Consider the following 16,528-nt stretch of genomic DNA (forward strand, 5'->3'; position numbering starts at 1 on the left):
ACTGATACCATTGCGCATCCTTTAAGATTCGCACGTCAACAAGCCGTTGGGAACCTTCAATCGGACTCTTTTGTCCCGGCCAATCCACTAGTCCGGGCGGGATAAGTGGCACAAGCAGCGGCAGCGCCGTGGATCTGTCCTGCCTTTATGACAAGCGACTTGGCTCCTCTTACCGCAGATAGACGTTGCCCCGCTGCGGACCAGCGAAGGCCCGTGCTAAGAACGCGAACACTGCTGTTCATTGCAGGACGGATATAGGCCCACGCAGCATGATCATTCTCGACAACGTCATCACTGATCGTGGCTCGAAATATGCCGTCTCGGGTGGGTCATGCAACTCCGCCGACGATGCCCGCAGGTTTATCGCCAAACTCAAGAGCAACAAGAAATTCGCGAAGGCCACGCACAATTCGTGGGGCCTCATCTGCGGCGAGCAGCTAATCAAGAACGATGACGGCGAGGCTGGAGCCGGCATGGTCATCCTTCGCATGCTCGAGAGGGAAGGGCTCCGGAACCACATCGTCGTGGTCACGCGGTGGTTCGGCGGTAAGCAGCTGGGTGGCGACCGCTTCCGGCATGTGCAGGAGGCGGTGAGGATCTACCTCAAGGCGTTGTAACGCGTGCATGATGCCGTGTCCGCTCGCCCACAACCCTGCCGCAGGCTTGCTTCGACTTTGAACCAGCGGTGCGGTATCCATCCGCCGAAGCAGGGGCAAGACTGAACCAATGCCAACAACTGTTGCCATCGTGGGGGGAGGGCTTGCGGGCCTTTTTGCGGCGCGACTCCTGCTGAATGCTGGAATCGAGTTCCAGCTTCTCGAGGCCAGGCACCGCTTCGGAGGCCGCATCCTGTCGGTGAACGGCGAGGGGGATCCCTCACCCGATGGCTTTGATCTGGGTCCCTCCTGGTTCTGGCCCGGGATGCACCCCGGGATGGCCCGTGTCGTAGACGGCCTCGGGCTTTTCTCCAGCATACCGAGGGCGACGTGGTCGTTGAGCGGTCGCGGTACGAGCCGGTGCAGCGCTTTTCGACGCTTCCACAGGAGCCGCCGTCCATGCGGCTCGCAGGCGGAACAGGCGCCATGGTTTCGGCTCTGGTGGGCGCCTTGCCTGCCGGGCGGTTGCATCTTGGTGCGCGGGTTAGCCGTGTTGCGAGCCGCGACGGGAGCTTGGTGCTGTCATTCCGCGATGGCGAGACAGACAGAGAGCTTGTGGCGCGGCAGCTGATCCCTGCCTTGCCCCCGCGGCTTCTGGCATCGACGGTTGATTTCGAGCCCGCCCTGGACAGCGAGACGTTGCGCCGCTGGCGCCAGACCGCCACCTGGATGGCGCCGCATGCCAAGTTCTTCGCCCTTTACGACCGCCCGTTCTGGCGCGAGGCCGGTCTCTCCGGCATGGCCCAGAGTGGCGTCGGGCCGCTGGTGGAAATTCACGATGCGACCCTGGCATCCGGTTCGGCTGCCCTTTTCGGCTTCGTGGGGCTGGATCGCCGGCAGCGGATCGAAGTCGGCGAGGAGGCCCTTGTCAGTGCTGCCCTTGCACAACTCGGACGCCTGTTTGGCGCAAGGGCGGGCCAGCCGCAGGCAACCCTCTTCAAGGACTGGACAGCCGACGCCTTCACCGCGACCGAGGCGGACGCGCGGGCGGAAGGACATCCGCTGCCCGATCCCAGGCCTTGGACTTCGGGGGGCTGGGCGCCATACGTGTCTCTGGCCGGCAGCGAGACAAGTTTCACCTATCCAGGATACCTCGCCGGTGCCCTGGACGCCGCCGAGCGCGCGGTGGCTGAGGTTGTCGGGCGGCTCTGAATATTCTCCCACCTCGAAGGTCTGCTCGCGCTCCTCTCAAGGCTGGGTGCGGTCCCTCACGTAGCGCGGCGGAAGACCAGCAGCGTGTTGTTGGCGGGCATCGCGACCGTCTCGCCGAGCCTCAGGCCGGACACCAGGGCGGTGCGTTCGAGATCGGCGATGTCGCGCAAGCCCCAGGCGGGGTTACTGGCTTTCAGGGACTGGTCGAAGGCGGCATTTGACGGTGCGTTATAGGCACCATTGTGCAGGAAGGGTCCGTAGAGACAGAGCAATCCGCCGCTACCCAGCAGCCGGCCAGCGCCGGAGAACAGCCCTGTCGTGGCTGCCCATGGTGCGATATGGATCATGTTGATCGACAACATGGCATCAAACGGCGCAAGATTCTCGACGCCCCAGACGGGTGAGCTCGCATCGATGTCGATCGGTGCCAGGACATTGCTCAAACCCCTGAGCCCGATCCAGCCGGCGGTGCTGGCGCGAGAGGCGGGATCGGGATCGGTGGGCAACCAGGTGAGTGTGGGCATCGCCGCGGCGAAGCACACCGCATGCTCCCCTGTTCCACAGCCGATCTCCAGCACCGTTCCACGTGCCGGAAAGAGACCCTTCAGGACCGTCAGGATCGGTTCGGCGTTACGCGCCGCCGAAGGCGAGAACATCCGATGGTCAGCATCCTGTTCGCGCCGTTCGAGGGCAACGGGCAGCAGTTGGCCCTTCGCCCTGGCCTCCGCCCGCCATATGCAGAGCGTGCTCTTCGAAATCCCTTCTTCCTGCGACAGTTTGTGCAGGGCAACATTGTTCGGCGGCAACATCTTCGCCAGCACGGCCGCTTTCCGTTCCAATGAATACGCCACGTCTTCTTCCTCTTCGCCGCCCGCCTCAGGGTACTATTTAGGAATTAGACAGATGGACAACCACCCTGCCAGAGGGGGGAGCCCCGGACAGGCGGAGGGAATAGTCGGGCTGTCGCTTAACCGCAGGTCCTTGCGCGGCAGGGCTGCCGTGTTAGCCTGCCGAATTGATGCGAAAGGGGATCAGCATGTGGCGTGAAATCGAGCCGGATGAAAAGATCACCGTGGCGGTGGATGGCCACAGGCTGGTGGCCTACAGCTTCGGCTCGGGCCCCGACGTGCTGTTCCTGGTCAATGGCGGGCCTGGGCTGCCCTGCGATTATCTCCGCGAGGCGCATTCCTGCTTCGTGGACCAGGGTTTCCGGGTGATCGCCTTCGACCAGCTCGATTGCGGCGCCTCCGACCGGCCGAATGATCCCACGAACTGGACGCTGCGGCGTCATGTGGAGGAGACAGAGCAGGTGCGCAAGGCCCTGGGCCTCGGCAAGGTGCACTTCCTCGGGCACAGCTGGGGCGGGTGGCAGGCAGTGGAATATGCACTGACCTATCCGGAGAACCTGGCGAGCCTGATCCTCTCCAGCACGGTCGCCGACATGCCGCAGCTTCGCACTGAACTCGACAGGCTGAAGGCGGCGCTGGGGCCGGAGGCGGTGGCCATGATGCAGCGGCATGAGGCGCAGGGGACATTCACCCACCCGGAATACATGGGCGCCATCACGGTGCTGAATTACCGCCATGTCTGCCGGCTGCAGCAGGCGCCCGCCCCGGTGGTGCGCTCGCTGTCGGACTGGAACATGGGCCCCTACAGCGCGGTCCAGGGGCCAAATGAGTTCACTTACATCGGCAACATCCGCCATTGGTCACGCCTTGCCGACCTGCACAAGGTCGAGGTGCCGGTGCTCATCACCGTTGGCCAGTTCGACGAGCAGACACCCGCCTGCGCGCTGGAAATGAAGCTGCGTCTGAAGAACGCGGAGCTCGCCGTCTTCCCCAACAGCAGCCACTTGCCCTTTTACGAGGACCCCGCACTCTACTACCCCGTGCTGCGGGACTTCCTCGACCGCAACCGCCTCCGGCCGCGGTAGGGACACCACGATGGCCAACACGGTCAACCGCTGGAAGCGCTATGCCGACTGGGACGACCGGCCGCTGCGGCTGGACAAGTTCGCGGCGGAAGACCCGGCCAATGGCTTCTCGGCTTTTTCGAGCCCGGCGGATCCGAAGCCTGCGATCAGCATCGCGGGTGGACGCGTCATCGCGCTCGATGGCGTGCTGGAACGCGACTTCGACATGATCGACCGCTTCATCGCGCGCCACCACATCGACGTCAGCGTGGCGCCAGAAGCCATGGCGATGGATTCACAGACTGTCGCCCGAGTGCTGGTGGACATGAACGTGCCGCGCGAGGATCTTGTGCGGCTGGCCCGTGGCATGACGCCCGCCAAGCTCGCGCAATGCGTCTCCCACCTCAACGCGCTGGAAATCGCCTTTGCCTATTCCAAGATGCGCGCGCGCAAGACGCCGGGCAACCAGGCGCATGTGACGAACGCCAAGGACGATCCGCTGCAGCTTGCTGCCGATGCCGCGACCGCGGTGGCCTTCGGCTTCGACGAGATCGAGACGACGATGCGCGTGTCGCGCAATGCCTGGTCCAACGCGCTGGCCTGTGCGGTGGGCGCTGCAGTCGGCCGCTGGGGTACGCTGTTCCAGTGTTCGAGCGAGGAGGCGGAGGAGTTACGGATCGGCATGGCGGGGTTTTCCTCCTATGCCGAAACGGTCTCCGTCTATGGGACGGAAAAGAGCTTCACCGATGGCGACGATACGCCGTGGTCCAAGGCCTTCCTCGCTGCCGCCTATGCCTCCCGCGGCATCAAGATGCGCTGCACCAGCGGGGCAGGGGCGGAATTGCTCATGGGCTTCCACGAGGCGAAGTCGCTGCTCTATCTCGAGGCACGCTGCCTTTGCCTGCAGCGCGGCATGGGTGTGCAGGGCACGCAGAATGGTGGCATCGACGGAGCGCCATTGACCTCCACCGTGCCCGGCGGCTTCCGCGAGCTGATGGCGGAAAACCTCATTGCCGTGTGGCTCGACCTCGAATGCGCCAGCGGTAATGATGCGCGGGCGACCGAGTCTGAAATCCGCGTTGGCGCCAAGATCATGCCCTATCTGGTGGCGGGCTCTGATCTCATCTGCTCCGGCTTCGGCTCGATCCTGAAGTATGACAATTCCTTCAATCCCTCCCTCCTCAATGGCGAGGAGCTCGAAGACTACCTCGTGCTGCAGCGCGACTTCGAGACCGATGGCGGGTTGACGCCCTTGCCCGAGGAAAAGGCGCTGGACCTGCGCCGGCGTGCCATCGATGCGGTCTCCGCCGTGTTCGAGGAACTGGGCCTTGCCAACCCGACGGAGGAGATGAAGCGCTCCGTCACCGTCGCCTCGGGCTCGGACGATACCGAGAGCTACACTCCGCGCGATGTGGCCTTCATCAGCGAGGCGATCAAGGACAAGGGCATCACCGTCGTCGACGTCATCAAGGCGTTGGCGCGGCGCGGCTTCCGCGAGGAGGCGGAGAACTTGCTCAATGTGGTGAAGCTCAGGCTCTCGGGCGACTATCTCCAGACCTCCGCGATGATCCGCAATGGGCGCATCGTCAGTGCGGTCAACGATCCCAATGACTATCTCGGGCCGGGTTCCGGCTATCGCGTGACGGAGAAGCGGCGCCTGGAGCTCAACGGCATCCGCGACGTGCTGGATCAGAAGGAGGTGCTGCGCTCCGAGGCCATGCATGAGCGAGATGAAAGCGCGCGCATCAGATATCGTGCACTTGGCGCTGCGGGTGAATCGGATGACCGCAAGGATGTGGTCATCGGCATCAGCCCCGCATTTGGCCTCAAGCTGTTCCAGACCACGGCTGGCCACCGGCTGTCTGACGTTCTGCGCAACATCACCGAAGCGATCCGGGCGCGCGGGCTCTCGCCGCGTATCGTGCGCTTCCGCCACACCGCTGATACGTCCTTCCTCGGCTTGTCCGCCGCACGGCTTGCGGGTTCGGGTATCGGCATCGGGATCCAGGCCAAGGGTACGGCCGTCATCCACCAGCGGGACCGGCTGCCGCACAACAATCTCGAGCTCTTCTCCAATGCGCCGATCACAAGCCTTGAGCACTACCGCGGGCTTGGCGCCAATGCGGCGGCCTATGCGCTCCGCGAGATGCCGGATCCCGTGGTGGTGCCGCAGCGCGGCGAGGCGATGGGCTCGCGCTACCACGCGCGCGTTGCCATGATCTATGCGATCGAAACTGGGCTGACGGAGGAAGGGGCAGCACCCGAACTCGTTGAGGTGACGTTGACGGGAGGGAGGGCATGAGCTGCACGCGCGCCGATTATCCCTTGGCCGAAACACAAGCTGATGCCGTGGTCGGACCGCGCGGCAAGCGCCTGTCCGACATCACGCTTGATGCCGTGCTTGACGGGTCCATCACCATGGAAGACCTGCGCATCACGCCCGAGGCGCTGCGGGCCCAGGCGGAAATCGCGCGTGATGCGGGCCGCTCCACACTGGCGCAGAACTTCGAGCGGGCGTCGGAACTCGTGAACGTCCCGCAGGACGTGATCATGCAGATCTATGAGTTGCTCCGCCCCGGACGCGCCAGGACGAAGCAGCAGTTGCAGGATGCTGCAGCAATGCTCCGCACACAATATGGCGCCATGAGCATCGCCGCCTTCGTCGAGGAGGCCGCCGCAACCTATGAACAGCGCGGGCTCTTCACCTTCCGTTTCTGAAAGTCGGTCAATCGCAGTCTTGCTGGAATGTTGAAGTTCTGCCGCGGCAGACTGCCGGAATTCCCGGCATTTGCCTCGCCGGATGCCGCGAAAACGGTCTTTACTCGGAGGAAAATTTGGTGCTCAATCTCAGTCGAACTTCCAACAGGAAGGCGTTTGGCGACAAAAAACAGGGAGTGAAAAATGGCTAATAGCAGCAGATTGTCCCGCCGGAACTTCATGCAGCAATCGGCCCTCTGGGCCACGGCATTCGCCGGTGCCGGAACGTTGGTCCCCGGCCGCGCCCAGGCGGCGCGCGAGAAGGAACTGAACATCCTCTGCTGGGAAGGATACAATTCCGCCCAGGTGCTCGACCCGTTCCGCACCGAGAAGGGCGCCACGGTGAAGGCCGAGTCACTCACCAACGACCCCACCATGATCAACCGGCTGCGCGCCGGCGAAACCAATGTGTGGGACCTGATCAACGTCAACAACCCCTGGGCCCGCAAGGTGATGTTCCCCGAGAAGCTGATCGCGCCTCTCGACCGCGCCCGCTTCGAGCCGTTCTTCGACAAGATGATGCCCGCCTTCAAGGCGCCCTATAAGTGGGCGATGGACGAGTCGGGTGCCGAGTTGCTCGGCATGGCGCAGCGCTTTGGGCCCTACAGCTACGTCGTCAACACCGACAAGATCAGCCGCGCCACCGCCGAGGATCAGGGCTGGAACCTGTGGAACGATGCTGCGAATGCCGGCAAGTACGGCATTCTGGAGTCGGATGACTGGAACGTCTTCAACATCTGCCTGATCGCCGGCTTTGATCCGTTCAAGGTGCACAGCGATGAGGAGGTGGCCAAATTCAAGGAAACTGCCGAGCGCGTCTTCAAGGGTGCGAAGGTGGTGGGTGACATCGCTACCATGAACCAGGCGCTGATCTCGGGCGAGATTGACTTCCACATGACGGGCGGCACCTATTCGGCCTCGCCCGCGCGCGCTGACGGCAACCCGAACATCCGCGGCATCACACCGAAGTCCGGCCCGATGAACGGCAAGGGCGGCGTGGCGTGGATCGAGATCACCTCGACGGTGAATAACCCGCAGCTCTCGCCGCTGGCGGCCGACTTCCTTGAATTCGTGCAGTCGCCGAAGATGTCGCACACGGTGGCTTTTGCGGAAGGCACGTTCAACCCCGTGTCGCAGATGGGCAACCCGGAGTGCTTCGCCCTGTTCACCAAGGAAGAGCTCGACGCCATTCAGTGGGACAGCCTCGATGAGGAGATGGCGCGCTGCGTCGAGTACGATATCGTACCCGATTACGACAAGCTGCTGGACATTATGACCGCCGCCAAGCGAGGCGCTTCCGGCGGCTGATCCTTGTCCTCAACACCATCAACCCCTGCGGCAGGCCCGCAGGGTTTGATGTATGATTGAAAGAGCTTCACTGCACATGCAAGGCGCTGAGCCCATCCTGTCGCTGAAGGCGGTCTGCAAGATGTTCGGACAGCATGCAGCTGTCGATTCCATCGACCTCGACATTGCCGAGGGCGAATTCTTCACCATCGTCGGCCCCTCGGGCTCCGGCAAGACCACCATGCTGCGCATGCTCGCCGGCATGGACACACCGACAAGTGGCGACATCCTGCTCAAGGGTGCCCGCATCAACGACGTGCCGGCCAACAAGCGGCCAACCTGCATGGTGTTCCAGTCGCTGGCCCTGTTTCCTCACCGTACGGTAGGCCAGAACATTGAGTTCCCGCTGAAGATCAGGGGAGAGGCGCCGGAGAAGCGCAGGGCACGCGCGCTACAATTGATGGACCTGCTGCGCCTGCCGCAAAGCCATTATGCCAAGAACGTGATGAAGTGCTCCGGTGGCGAGCGTCAGCGTGTGGCGCTGGCGCGTGCACTGGCTTATGATCCGCAGATCCTGTTCTTCGACGAGCCGCTCTCCGCCATCGACTACAAGCTCCGCAAGACGCTGGAAAAGGAACTGAAAGACATCCACCGCGAGACGAAGAAGACCTTCGTCTACATCACCCACTCGCTGGAAGAGGCGATGGTGATGAGCGACCGGATCGGCGTCATGCGCGCAGGCAAGCTGGTGCAGGTTGGAACCCCGCAGGAGATCTACACTACGCCAAATACCCGATTCGTCTCCGAGTTCGTGGGTGACGTGAACGTCATGCCGGTCAGCCTCGACAGCGGCGGGATGCTCCATGCCAAGGGCTTCTGCGCGCGCTTCAAGCCGCCAAACCTTCCGCAAGGCTTCCGCCAGGGCTATCTGGTCATCCGCCCGGAATACATCCGTTTCCTGTCCGCCGCCCCTGAGGCGGACAATGCATTGCCTGGCCGCGTTTACAATGAGTATGCGCTCGGCTCGCGTATCCAGTACCAGGTGCGCGTGGGCGACAGCGTCTTCTTGGTCGAAAAACTGCGCCAGCAGCCCTTTTCCGGCCAGCTTGATGACGAGGTCTTCATTGGCTGGGACGCTGCGGACGCGATCCTGGTGACGGACTAGGACCATGCTCAAGTTCATGTCGCCCGGCGCGCGCTCGGCCATCCCGGTGATGCTGTTCCTGCTCATCGGATTCGCGGCGCCGCTCGTTGCGGTGATCTGGTTCAGTTTCATGCCGCCCCGCAGCTTCTCTTTCGGCGGCGCGCCCACGCTCGAGAACTACCGCACTATCTTCAACAGCACGATCTACATCTCCTTCCTGTGGTCTCTCGGGCTTGCGGTGGCGACCGTCGTCCTTCTCGCGCTCATCTGCTATCCTGTCGCCTATGGGCTGGTGCGGGTGTTCCGCAAGTGGGCCATGCTGATCACGCTGCTGTTCACAATTCCGCTCTTCGTCTCAGAGAATATCCGGCTCTATGGCTGGGTGCTGTTCCTGATAAAGAACGGAGTGATGCTGGGTACGCTGAAGAGCTGGTTCGGGGTGGAGCTCGAAAGCATCCTGTTCTCGGTTCCAGCCATCATGCTCGGCATGGTCTATGTTTATATGCCCTTCATGCTGTTCCCCTTGACCCTCGGCATCTCCATGGTGCCGAACGAGACGCGGGACGCGGCCTTCGACCTGGGCGCCTCGCGCTGGCAGGTGTTCAGGGAGGTGGAACTGCCACTGTCGATGCCCGGCATCGTGATCGGCTTTCTGCTCACCTTCGTTCTCGCCATCGGCGCCATCGCGGAGGCGAAGGTGCTGGGCGGGCAGAGCGTCATCCCGATCACCCATGACATCGAGATCGCCTTTACCTATTCGCAGAACTGGCCGCTGGGTGCAGCCATGGCCGTGTTGCTGATGCTGGTGGTGGGCCTGCTCGTCTTGCTGGCGCTACGCCGCTTCGACCTCGACACATTCCTCGGCAAGAGGTGAGGCGATGCAGACGAAGCACCAGCGCTCCCGCCACGCGCTCATTACGGCCTGGACCATCGCCGTTATCGTGTTCCTCTATATCCCAACAGTGTGCATCACGTTGGCCTCGTTGACTGCCAGCCGATATTTCCAGTTCCCCATCGCGAAATGGGGCTTGAGCTGGTGGGAGAAGACATTCAGCTCGATCGAGATCCGCCAGCTTTTGTCAACCTCCATCACCATTGCCCTGTGCGTCACGGTGATTGCGGTGGCGCTGGCCTTTTTCGGCGCGCTGGCCTTTGCGCGCCACGACTGGAAGGGCAGGCCGCTGTACCAGAAGCTCATCCTGTTGCCGATCTTCTTCCCGCAGTCGGTGCTGGGTCTGGCGCTGCTCTTGTGGTTCAACACGCTGGGACTGCCACTGTCATGGCAAACGGCGGTGTTCGCGCATCTCGTGTGGATCGTGCCGGTGGTGACGCTCGTCATCGCGATCCAGGTCTACAGTTTCGACCCGGCGCTGGAGGAGGCGGCCTACGACCTCGGCGCCTCACGATGGCAGGTGCTGCGGGAAGTGACGCTGCCGGTGCTGTTCCCGGGCCTGTTCTCCGGCGCGCTCTTCGCCTTCCTGCTGTCATGGGGTAATTTCCCCCTGTCGCTCTTCACCACGGGCGCGGACACGACGGTGCCGGAGTATCTCTACGCCAAGATGGTGGCGGGCTATACGCCAGGGGTTCCGGTGCTGGGCACTGTCTCGACAGTGGGTGCCGCGATCCTGTTGATCGGCGGCTATGGAGCGATACTGGCAATGCGCCGCGCCAAGCCTGCTGAATGAAACAAACTGATTGGAGGAAAGACATGACTCAATCACTTCAGGGCCGCTCGGTCGTGGTAACTGGCGGGTCCAAGGGCATCGGCAAGGGCATCGCGCGCGTCTTCGCGCAGGCTGGCGCCAAGGTCGCGATCGTCGCGCGCCATGGCGAGCAGGCGGAAGCCGCCGCGAAGGAGATCGGCCATGGCGCCTTCGGCCTGAGCGGCGACGTCACCTCGCTGTCCAGCATGGAGGCGGTGATGAAGGAGACGGCCACCCGCAACGGCGGCCTTGACGTGCTCTGCGCCAATGCCGGCATCTTCCCGCCTGCCAAGCTCGAGGACATGACATCCGAGGAATGGGACCTCGTGGTTGACACCAACCTCAAGGGCACCTTCCTTTCAGTGAAGGCCGCGGTTGCCTACCTCAAGAAATCCGATCAGGGCCGCATCGTGCTGACCTCCTCGATCACCGGCCCGGTCACCGGCTATCCTGGCTGGACGCATTATGGCGCGACGAAAGCCGGCCAGCTCGGCTTCATGCGCACCGCCTGTATCGAACTGGCGAAGTATGGAATAACGGTGAATGCGGTAATGCCTGGCAACATCGTGACCGAAGGCCTTGCCGGCATGGGCGAGGAGTACCAGCGCTCCATGGCGGCCTCCGTGCCGCTGAAGAAGCTCGGTCAGGTGGAGGACATCGGCTATGCCGCGCTCTATTTTGCCTCGAAGGAAGCAAACTACGTGACGGGGCAGACGATCATCGTCGATGGCGGCCAGATCCTGCCGGAAAGTCTCGAGGCGCTGAATTCGGCGTAAGGCGCGTCTTCTTGCTGGCGTTACCCGAACTTCCTCAGATACTCCTCGCACAGCGGCAGCGTGCCATCCGTGTATCCCGCTCCCAGCGACTTCGGGAACTCCGCCTCGATATGTGACGCGATCCATGCGACCAGCAGCACGCGGCGGAGCATGATGAAGGTGGGGATTTCCGCCTCGTCCTCCTTCGGCAGCGCCAGCTGCTTGCGGTAGCCCTTGACCCAGCTTTCGATCAGGCCCGGCACCTGCGGCTCATGCTCGTAGAAGGATACGGGCGTTGCCGCGTCATACATGTACCAGCCGAAGCCGCAGTCATCGAAGTCGATGGCCTTCACTGAATGGCCGTCGATCAGCAGGTTGGCCAGCCGCAAATCGCAGTGAATGAGGCCGAAACGGTCGGCACCCTTGCCATAGGCCTTGAGCCTGCGGCCGATCAAGTCGACAGTGCGCTGGAAAAGCTGTTTCATTTCACGGTCCATGCCGACGCCATCGCGCCAGCGGCCCCAATGGGGGTTGTCATCGCCGAGAGCCGTGTCGAAGTCCCAGGTGAGGCGGGTGAACCAGGAGGGGCGCTGCCACTGACGCGCATGGATATGCATCCGCGCGGTGATCTCGCCCAGCACCTCGAAGGGGCCGGAGAGATCCTCGCCGATGCCGGGCTCAACACCCGTCTCCCAGTCGAACAGCACCACATTGCGCGGGCGCGGCATGCGCGGGTGCGTGATCTCCTGGATGAATTCGCCATCCTTGCCCTTCACCGGGTTCGGCGTCGTCACCACGCCAGTCTGGCGCAGGTCGATTTCCCAGGCGAGTTCCGAGGCGATGGCCTGCCGCGAGTGATAGTCCTCGCGGTGCACACGCAGCGCCCAACGGCGGCCATCAGGTGCGTCCACCTTGTAGGTGGCGTTCTCGGAGAGGTTCAGCATCTTCGCCGTGCTGCCCGCCGGAAGATCGTAATGCGACAGCGCCTTGTTGGCGAGTTCCAGCAGGATCGGCAGCTGTTCCTCGTGCGGCAGGGGCTCGAAATCCGTCATGACTGCTCCGTCAGGCTTTGCGTCCTTCGATTCCTGCCAGAACCCGCTCGATCTCCGCAAGCCCCCGTTCCACGTCGCCTGTGCGGCCGGACATATAAAGGCGGCCCGCCGCGCCGATCATCTGCACGTCGACGAGGGTGAGGGCAGGGGCCACCTTCTCCGCCACATTGGCGGCAATCGCCGCATAGAGAGCGGGCACCATCTCGCAGACGAGCAGCGTTTCGCCTGGCATCACCATGGAGGCCTGTCGGTTGCGGTTGATGATGACCGCATGCTGGTCCGCGATGTTCTCGATCACGTCGGTGAAGAGAATGCGCGGGGCGAGCTGGTCGCCCTCGGTCAGCCCCATGCCCTTCAGCACGGCACGGCCGGCGGCCAAGAGCTTGTCCTTGTCGCTGCCGTGGATTTCCAGAATGCCGAACTGCCGCTCGACGAAGAGGATGCCGGGCTCGAGGTCCGGGTCCGCCTTCAAGGCCAGGTCCATCACGCGCTCGATCATCAGGCCGGGGGCGACCTCGATGATCAGGGCGTGCTGGCCCGCATAGGGCGGATAGCCCCGGGCGCGCGTCGGCGTTCCCATGTAGGCGGCGAATTGCGGCTCGAGGCTCTCGATCGTCAGAAAGACCCGGAGTTCACCCTTCGCCGCCGCGCGTGCGGCGGACATGGCTCGTGTCCCGCTTACTTGGACGAAGCGGAGGCGAAGTGCTTGGAGACATCCGCATGCGGACGCGGGATCACATGGACGGAGACCAGCGTGCCGATCTGGCCCGCCACTTCCGCACCGGCTTCGGTGGCGGCCTTCACGGCACCCACGTCGCCATTGATGATCACAGCCACCAGGCCGTCACCCACCTGTTCGCGGCCAACGATCGTCACGTTGGCGGCTTTGACCATGGCGTCGGCTGCCGCCATGGCGGCGACATAACCCTTGGTCTCGATCATTCCGATTGCATTGCTCATGGCATCCTCCGTTGAGCGTTTGGATTTACTTGGTTGCCGCGTCATCGATCGATCCGATGATCAGTGCGTCGATGGGCGGTGACTTTCCGGGAAACCAGCCAGCAGCGACAGAGCCGGTGGCGATGATGACTTTCTCGCCTTCGCCGCAGCCCAACGGGTCAAAGGCCAGGAGGCGCGAATTGGTTTCGTCCACGAGAACTTCGAGGATCGACCCTGTAGGGACTTCCGAAAGCTTCTTGGTGGACCAGATGCGGCCCGTGACGGTTGCCTTCAGCATCTAGCGTCTCCTTTCGATGGTGAGGCCCAGCTTGCGCGCCTTGTCGCGGGCCAGCGGGGTAAGCACGGCGCCGGGAGCGAGCACGAGTGTGCCTGCATCCTTGAGGTGATCGATCTTCTGTTCGGTGACGACGCCAGTCAATGCGGGTGCAGAGATTGCAATGGCGGGGGCAGGGACGGAACCCAGCGTGAAGCGCAGCTTGCCGGCGCGCAGCTTCTCCAGCGTTTCTGGCTCGGTGACGCGGGCGATGAAACCTGCAAGGTCGTGGTCATTGGCGATGCGCACGGACTCGACTGCGCTGCCGCTGGTGACGTTGCGTTGCGCCATCACCTCGCGCAGCACGTCACGCACCATGTGGCGGAGTTCGTTGCTCATCTCAGGCTTCAACGTCATGTCAGAGCTCCAGCGCCTGTTCGGCGGCGGATGCCGCGGCCCGCACTTCGGATTCGGTGCCCGAGAGGTAAAGCCTCCCGGTGGCGCCGATCATGCGGTAGTCGACGATCTTGATGGTGGCCGCCTTCTCCGCCGCGTTGGCGGCGAGGATGGCATAGGCCGCGGGCTCGGTTTCGAGCACGAAGAGTGTTTCGCCCGCCAGCACCATGGAGCCGCCCTTGTTGCGGTTGATGAGAAAGGCATGGCCGGGGTCGATGCGCGTCACGATCTTGGAGGCGAGGATCTTCGGCTTCATCGCCTTGTCCGCCGTGATGCCCATGGCGGCAATCACGGCTTCAGCGGACGCCTTGACGGCAGCCACGTCACGCGAATGGATTTCCAGATAGCCGAACTGCCGCTCGACTACGAGGATGCCACCCTGCACCTCCGCCGTCTTGAGCGCCACGTCGGTCAATGCCTCGATGTCGAGGCCGGGGGCGACCTCGATGATCTGTGCCGCCATGTTGGTGCGGGGCAGCGACCCCCTGATCCAGGTGCCAAGATAGCACATGGTCTGCGGCTGCAGCTGGTCGATGAATATGTATGAGCGGAGCGTTGCCATTGTCAGGTCAAGCGGCCAGAACCGCTTTGAGCTCCTCGAGGATGATGCGGCGCAGTTCCTTCCGCAGTTCGCTGTCGCTCGAATTGTCGACGGCGAGCGAGACGGGCGATGAGTCACGCTTCGGCATGTTCAGCGGATCGAGCCCAGTGAAATTGCCGAAGCTTTCGGATGCATCCTTGTTGTAGGCAATGCGCGCATAGTGCAGCAGGTGATGCGGAGTGAGATTGTCACCGATCGACGAGCCGCCGGCGAAGCCTGTGCCGATGGTCATCGACGGGCCGAGGTTGGTCTCATAACCAGATGCCCCTAGCGAGCAGCCGGTGTTGACCGCCACGCGGAGTGCAGGGACAGCGGCGGCATAGGCCATGATGTTGGCCTCGTTCTTCGAATGAATGGCAGCGGAGTGGCCCTTGCCGGACTTCCGCATCATGGATCGGGCGGCGGAAATGGCCTGGTCGATGGTCTGCACCCTGGCGAAGGCCAGCACGGGGCAGAGCTTCTCGCGCACAAGCTTTTCCTCCGGCTGGACGAGGTTCACCGGCGTCACGAGGATCTTCGCACCGCTGGCATTGAAGCCGGCCTCGCGCGCGATGACGCTCGCATCCTTGCCGATCATGCCGATGTTGAAGCCATGCTCGGTGAACAGAAGCTTGCGCAGCTTGTCTGTTTCCTCGGGGGTGCAGATATGCGATTTCTCCGCCTTCAGGGCATCGAGAAGCCGGTCGGCGATAGTTGTGAAGGCCAGCACTGTTGATTCATTGGTGCAGAGGATCGAGTTGTCGAAGCTCTTGGACGCAACGATGCGCTTTGCTGCAAGCTTGAGATCGGCAGTTTCGTCCACCAGCACCGGCGCATTGCCGGGGCCCACGCCGAAGGCCGGGTTTCCGGAGCGGTAGGCAGCCTTGACGACCGATGGCCCGCCCGTCGCGATGATGAGGTCCACCCGCTCATCCGCCATCAACTTCTCGAGCAGGGGGATATTGGGCTCTTCGATCACCTGGATCGCGCCATCGGGTGCGCCGGCGGCCCGTGCGGCTTCGGCCAGCACGCGCGCGGCATCGCTGCAGCAGGCCTTGGCTTGCGGGTGAGGGGAGAGGATCACGGCATTGCGCGTCATCAGCGCCAGCAGCGTCTTGAAGAAGACGGTGGAAACCGGGTTGGTGACGGGGATCAGCGCGAAGATGACGCCCGCGGGGCGGGGGAGTTCGACAATCTTCTTCACGGGGTCGATGCGCGGGCTGATGAAGTCCTCGTTGCCATAGAGCTCCACCAGGCCCTTGGTGCTTGCCTCGTTCTTGATGCGCTTGTGCTCCACGACGCCCATGCCCGTCTCGCGCACGGCCCATTCGGCGTAGGCTTGAGCCTTGGCATGACCGGCGGCCGCCACCGCATCGACAATGCGGCGCGTTGTGGCACGGTCCAGCTTCTGCATCTTGGCGGCGGCCCAGCTGGCGCGGTCCAGCATAAGCTTGGCGCGTTCGAACTGGACGTCGGGAACTTTGATCAGCGGTTCGGTCATGTCAGGCAGCCTTTTTCGCCTGATGCAGCAGCTCGCGCGCACGCGGCATGGCGGCATCGAAACGGTCCATGATGTCTTCACAGGTTTCGCGCGTCAGCAGCACGCCGGGCTTCCATTGCAGCACCCGCTTGTCGAGGGAGGAGAAGATCGCCCACACGCCATGCTCATAAAGCGCGCGCGAGACGTACATGGCGCCTTCCGGATGGTTCGAGAATTCCAGCCCCAGGATCAGGCCTTTCTGGCGCACGCCGGTGAAGATGTCGCCATGGCGGGAGATCATCTCCTGCATGCTTTCCGCCATGTAGTCCGTCACCGTCTGTACATTGGCGATGAGTTCTGGCCTGAGCAGCATCTCGATCA

At 63.1% G+C, this 16,528-nt stretch carries 19 protein-coding genes and 1 pseudogene; 11 read left to right on the forward strand and 9 right to left on the reverse strand.

Going from position 1 to position 16,528, the window contains the following annotated elements; all coding sequences use genetic code 11:
* The first annotated feature begins 269 nt into the window (after window positions 1-269).
* The 3 genes and pseudogenes from ACILRA_RS08555 to ACILRA_RS08565 all read left to right on the forward strand — a co-directional run bounded on the left by ACILRA_RS08555 (window position 270) and on the right by ACILRA_RS08565 (window position 1,808).
* On the forward strand, window positions 270-617 hold the full coding sequence (locus tag ACILRA_RS08555) for a YigZ family protein (protein WP_395661681.1): 348 nt from the start codon (window positions 270-272) through the stop codon (window positions 615-617).
* 109 nt (window positions 618-726) lie between these two features.
* A pseudogene (locus ACILRA_RS08560) lies at window positions 727-912 on the forward strand (FAD-dependent oxidoreductase); the annotation flags it as partial.
* A gap of 143 nt (window positions 913-1,055) precedes the next feature.
* Window positions 1,056-1,808 carry a flavin monoamine oxidase family protein gene (locus ACILRA_RS08565; RefSeq protein WP_395661682.1) on the forward strand — a complete coding sequence of 251 codons (753 nt, stop codon included), beginning with the start codon at window positions 1,056-1,058 and terminating at the stop codon, window positions 1,806-1,808.
* Between the two features lie 56 nt (window positions 1,809-1,864).
* Here ACILRA_RS08565 and ACILRA_RS08570 read toward each other — a convergent pair whose 3' ends face one another.
* Window positions 1,865-2,464, reverse strand: coding sequence for a DUF938 domain-containing protein (locus tag ACILRA_RS08570; RefSeq protein WP_395661699.1), 600 nt, complete (start codon window positions 2,462-2,464; stop codon window positions 1,865-1,867).
* A 380-nt stretch (window positions 2,465-2,844) separates the two neighbouring features.
* On the opposite strand from ACILRA_RS08570, the gene ACILRA_RS08575 reads away from it, so the two are divergent.
* The 8 genes from ACILRA_RS08575 to fabG all read left to right on the forward strand — a co-directional run bounded on the left by ACILRA_RS08575 (window position 2,845) and on the right by fabG (window position 11,387).
* Window positions 2,845-3,741: a proline iminopeptidase-family hydrolase gene (locus tag ACILRA_RS08575; RefSeq protein ID WP_395661683.1), complete on the forward strand. Its 897-nt coding sequence runs from the start codon at window positions 2,845-2,847 to the stop codon at window positions 3,739-3,741.
* Between the two features lie 10 nt (window positions 3,742-3,751).
* Complete coding sequence (locus ACILRA_RS08580; protein ID WP_395661684.1) at window positions 3,752-6,022, forward strand: propanediol/glycerol family dehydratase large subunit; 2,271 nt, start codon at window positions 3,752-3,754, stop codon at window positions 6,020-6,022.
* Window positions 6,019-6,438, forward strand: a complete 420-nt coding sequence (locus ACILRA_RS08585; protein WP_395661685.1) for a diol dehydratase small subunit — start codon at window positions 6,019-6,021, stop codon at window positions 6,436-6,438. Before ACILRA_RS08580 ends, ACILRA_RS08585 begins: the two co-directional genes overlap by 4 nt.
* A gap of 183 nt (window positions 6,439-6,621) precedes the next feature.
* The gene (locus tag ACILRA_RS08590; protein WP_395661686.1) at window positions 6,622-7,785 is read left to right on the forward strand and encodes a PotD/PotF family extracellular solute-binding protein; all 1,164 of its coding nucleotides are present in this window, start codon (window positions 6,622-6,624) and stop codon (window positions 7,783-7,785) included.
* A 76-nt stretch (window positions 7,786-7,861) separates the two neighbouring features.
* Window positions 7,862-8,929, forward strand: coding sequence for an ABC transporter ATP-binding protein (locus ACILRA_RS08595; protein WP_395661687.1), 1,068 nt, complete (start codon window positions 7,862-7,864; stop codon window positions 8,927-8,929).
* A 4-nt stretch (window positions 8,930-8,933) separates the two neighbouring features.
* On the forward strand, window positions 8,934-9,782 hold the full coding sequence (locus tag ACILRA_RS08600; RefSeq protein ID WP_395661688.1) for an ABC transporter permease: 849 nt from the start codon (window positions 8,934-8,936) through the stop codon (window positions 9,780-9,782).
* Between the two features lie 4 nt (window positions 9,783-9,786).
* Window positions 9,787-10,593, forward strand: coding sequence for an ABC transporter permease (locus ACILRA_RS08605; protein ID WP_395661689.1), 807 nt, complete (start codon window positions 9,787-9,789; stop codon window positions 10,591-10,593).
* Window positions 10,594-10,616: 23 nt separating this feature from the next.
* Window positions 10,617-11,387, forward strand: a complete 771-nt coding sequence (fabG, locus tag ACILRA_RS08610; RefSeq protein WP_395661690.1) for a 3-oxoacyl-ACP reductase FabG — start codon at window positions 10,617-10,619, stop codon at window positions 11,385-11,387.
* 20 nt (window positions 11,388-11,407) lie between these two features.
* Here the strand turns inward: fabG and ACILRA_RS08615 are convergent, their stop codons facing one another.
* The 8 genes from ACILRA_RS08615 to ACILRA_RS08650 form a co-directional block, all read right to left on the reverse strand.
* A complete protein-coding gene (locus ACILRA_RS08615; RefSeq protein ID WP_395661691.1) occupies window positions 11,408-12,418 on the reverse strand; it encodes a phosphotransferase enzyme family protein in 1,011 nt (336 codons plus the stop codon).
* Window positions 12,419-12,428: 10 nt separating this feature from the next.
* A complete protein-coding gene (locus tag ACILRA_RS08620) occupies window positions 12,429-13,082 on the reverse strand; it encodes a microcompartment protein (RefSeq protein WP_395661692.1) in 654 nt (217 codons plus the stop codon).
* 14 nt (window positions 13,083-13,096) lie between these two features.
* A complete protein-coding gene (locus ACILRA_RS08625) occupies window positions 13,097-13,378 on the reverse strand; it encodes a BMC domain-containing protein (RefSeq protein WP_395661693.1) in 282 nt (93 codons plus the stop codon).
* Between the two features lie 25 nt (window positions 13,379-13,403).
* Window positions 13,404-13,655 carry a EutN/CcmL family microcompartment protein gene (locus ACILRA_RS08630; RefSeq protein ID WP_395661694.1) on the reverse strand — a complete coding sequence of 84 codons (252 nt, stop codon included), beginning with the start codon at window positions 13,653-13,655 and terminating at the stop codon, window positions 13,404-13,406.
* A complete protein-coding gene (locus ACILRA_RS08635; protein WP_395661695.1) occupies window positions 13,656-14,048 on the reverse strand; it encodes a hypothetical protein in 393 nt (130 codons plus the stop codon).
* Window position 14,049: 1 nt separating this feature from the next.
* Window positions 14,050-14,649, reverse strand: a complete 600-nt coding sequence (locus ACILRA_RS08640; RefSeq protein WP_395661696.1) for a BMC domain-containing protein — start codon at window positions 14,647-14,649, stop codon at window positions 14,050-14,052.
* Window positions 14,650-14,656: 7 nt separating this feature from the next.
* Window positions 14,657-16,168 carry an aldehyde dehydrogenase family protein gene (locus ACILRA_RS08645; protein ID WP_395661697.1) on the reverse strand — a complete coding sequence of 504 codons (1,512 nt, stop codon included), beginning with the start codon at window positions 16,166-16,168 and terminating at the stop codon, window positions 14,657-14,659.
* 1 nt (window position 16,169) lies between these two features.
* A partial coding sequence (locus tag ACILRA_RS08650) for an aminotransferase class III-fold pyridoxal phosphate-dependent enzyme (protein WP_395661698.1) occupies window positions 16,170-16,528 on the reverse strand: 359 nt, incomplete at its 5' end.

The organism is Aestuariivirga sp. (genome assembly GCF_044239095.1).
Classification (GTDB): Bacteria; Pseudomonadota; Alphaproteobacteria; order Rhizobiales; family Aestuariivirgaceae; genus Aestuariivirga.

Bases quoted from the DNA above. Each gene is read 5' to 3' on its own strand.
- ACILRA_RS08555 (WP_395661681.1), top strand. From the start codon at position 270: ATGATCATTCTCGACAACGTCATCACTGATCGTGGCTCGAAATATGCC.
- ACILRA_RS08565 (WP_395661682.1), top strand. From the start codon at position 1,056: ATGCGGCTCGCAGGCGGAACAGGCGCCATGGTTTCGGCTCTGGTGGGC.
- ACILRA_RS08570 (WP_395661699.1), bottom strand. From the start codon at position 2,464: ATGTTCTCGCCTTCGGCGGCGCGTAACGCCGAACCGATCCTGACGGTC.
- ACILRA_RS08575 (WP_395661683.1), top strand. From the start codon at position 2,845: ATGTGGCGTGAAATCGAGCCGGATGAAAAGATCACCGTGGCGGTGGAT.
- ACILRA_RS08580 (WP_395661684.1), top strand. From the start codon at position 3,752: ATGGCCAACACGGTCAACCGCTGGAAGCGCTATGCCGACTGGGACGAC.
- ACILRA_RS08585 (WP_395661685.1), top strand. From the start codon at position 6,019: ATGAGCTGCACGCGCGCCGATTATCCCTTGGCCGAAACACAAGCTGAT.
- ACILRA_RS08590 (WP_395661686.1), top strand. From the start codon at position 6,622: ATGGCTAATAGCAGCAGATTGTCCCGCCGGAACTTCATGCAGCAATCG.
- ACILRA_RS08595 (WP_395661687.1), top strand. From the start codon at position 7,862: ATGCAAGGCGCTGAGCCCATCCTGTCGCTGAAGGCGGTCTGCAAGATG.
- ACILRA_RS08600 (WP_395661688.1), top strand. From the start codon at position 8,934: ATGCTCAAGTTCATGTCGCCCGGCGCGCGCTCGGCCATCCCGGTGATG.
- ACILRA_RS08605 (WP_395661689.1), top strand. From the start codon at position 9,787: ATGCAGACGAAGCACCAGCGCTCCCGCCACGCGCTCATTACGGCCTGG.
- fabG (WP_395661690.1), top strand. From the start codon at position 10,617: ATGACTCAATCACTTCAGGGCCGCTCGGTCGTGGTAACTGGCGGGTCC.
- ACILRA_RS08615 (WP_395661691.1), bottom strand. From the start codon at position 12,418: ATGACGGATTTCGAGCCCCTGCCGCACGAGGAACAGCTGCCGATCCTG.
- ACILRA_RS08620 (WP_395661692.1), bottom strand. From the start codon at position 13,082: ATGTCCGCCGCACGCGCGGCGGCGAAGGGTGAACTCCGGGTCTTTCTG.
- ACILRA_RS08625 (WP_395661693.1), bottom strand. From the start codon at position 13,378: ATGAGCAATGCAATCGGAATGATCGAGACCAAGGGTTATGTCGCCGCC.
- ACILRA_RS08630 (WP_395661694.1), bottom strand. From the start codon at position 13,655: ATGCTGAAGGCAACCGTCACGGGCCGCATCTGGTCCACCAAGAAGCTT.
- ACILRA_RS08635 (WP_395661695.1), bottom strand. From the start codon at position 14,048: ATGACGTTGAAGCCTGAGATGAGCAACGAACTCCGCCACATGGTGCGT.
- ACILRA_RS08640 (WP_395661696.1), bottom strand. From the start codon at position 14,649: ATGGCAACGCTCCGCTCATACATATTCATCGACCAGCTGCAGCCGCAG.
- ACILRA_RS08645 (WP_395661697.1), bottom strand. From the start codon at position 16,168: ATGACCGAACCGCTGATCAAAGTTCCCGACGTCCAGTTCGAACGCGCC.